Below are 303 nucleotides of genomic sequence, written 5' to 3'. Positions count from 1 at the left end.
ATTAAACAATTATTAGTGGATTTAGCACAAACCGATAATGAAAATAAACGACAAACTCACAGAGACGCAATCAATCAAATTACAACTCAACGTAGTGATTTAACAAGAGAATTGTTATTAATATCGGAACTTGATAATGCACAACATCTTACATTTTCAGACAATATACAACTTAATATATTGATCAAAGAAATTATTCGACATGAACATTTCGCACTAGATAATAAGTCATTAATGATTATGTCTAACTTGGAATCTATTTATTTCCTTGGAAACGAAAGAATATTACATCAAGCCATAAAT

1 pseudogene is annotated in these 303 nt (G+C 28.1%); it reads left to right on the top strand.

The annotated features are described in order from the left end of the window. Nucleotides 1–303 (top strand): annotated as a pseudogene (locus tag Q4528_RS13340) (two-component sensor histidine kinase); the annotation flags it as partial.

This window comes from Staphylococcus pasteuri (assembly GCF_030547725.1).
GTDB lineage: Bacteria > Bacillota > Bacilli > Staphylococcales > Staphylococcaceae > Staphylococcus > Staphylococcus pasteuri.
This window is presented reverse-complemented; position numbering and strand designations above follow the sequence as displayed.